This is a genomic window from Mesorhizobium sp. YIM 152430 (genome assembly GCF_029210365.1).
Lineage (GTDB): Bacteria > Pseudomonadota > Alphaproteobacteria > Rhizobiales > Rhizobiaceae > Aliihoeflea.
On sequence record NZ_JARGES010000051.1, the window covers coordinates 1 to 942 of the forward strand.

2 protein-coding genes are annotated in these 942 nt (G+C 65.1%); both read left to right on the forward strand.

Features of this window, described 5'->3' with window-relative positions; translation table 11 throughout:
• A partial coding sequence (locus tag PZ895_RS16480; RefSeq protein WP_275840091.1) for an ABC transporter permease occupies nucleotides 1-539 on the forward strand: 539 nt, incomplete at its 5' end.
• Nucleotides 536-942 (forward strand): ATP-binding cassette domain-containing protein (locus tag PZ895_RS16485; RefSeq protein WP_275840092.1); only part of this gene is annotated, 407 nt, incomplete at its 3' end. The genes PZ895_RS16480 and PZ895_RS16485, both read left to right, overlap by 4 nt.

Below are 942 nucleotides of genomic sequence, written 5' to 3' on the forward strand. Positions count from 1 at the left end.
ATTTCGGCGGCCTCATCGATGACGCCATCATGCGCTTCACCGAGTTCTTCCAGACCATCCCGAGCTTCGCGCTCGCGATCGTGCTCGTTGCGATCCTGCAACCATCGCTGCCTTCGATCGTGCTGGCCATCGCCATCGTCTCCTGGCCGCCGGTGACGCGGCTCATTCGCGGCGAGGTGCTGTCGCTCAGGACGCGCGAATATGTCCAGGCGGCGGTCACCGTGGGTCAGTCGACCCCGCGCATCATCTTCACGCAGATATTGCCGAACACGCTGGCGCCCATCATCGTCATGGCCTCGCTGATGATCGCGACGGCGATCCTCCTGGAATCCTCCCTCTCCTTTCTCGGCCTCGGCGATCCCAACCTGATGACCTGGGGCTACATGGTCGGCGCCGGCCGCTCGCGCATCATCGACGCGTGGTGGATCAGCTTCTTCCCCGGCCTCGCGATCTTCCTGACCGTGCTGGCGCTCAATCTCGTCGGCGAAGGCATCAACGACGCGCTCAATCCGCGACTGCGCAAGGAGGTCCGCAAATGAGCGAGCCGGTGCTGAAGGTCGACAGGCTCTCCCTGTCATTGCCAAGCGTCGCCGATCGCGCCTTCGCGCTCAAGGACGCCTCGTTCGAGATAAATGCCGGCGAGACGCTGTGCGTCGTCGGCGAATCCGGCTCGGGCAAGTCGATGACGGCCCACGCCGTCATGGGCCTGCTGCCCCCCGCGGTAANGATGCGTCAGGTGCGCGGCCGCGACATCGGCATGATCTTCCAGGAGCCGATGACCTCGCTCAACCCGCTGATGCGCATCGGCGACCAGATCCGCGAAATGTTCGAGGCCCATGGCGCGCTCGATCCGTCCGCGCGCCAGAAGCGCGCCCTCGAACTCATCGAGGAAGTCGGCCTGCCCGATCCGGCCCGCATCGTGCGCGTCTATCCGCACCAGCT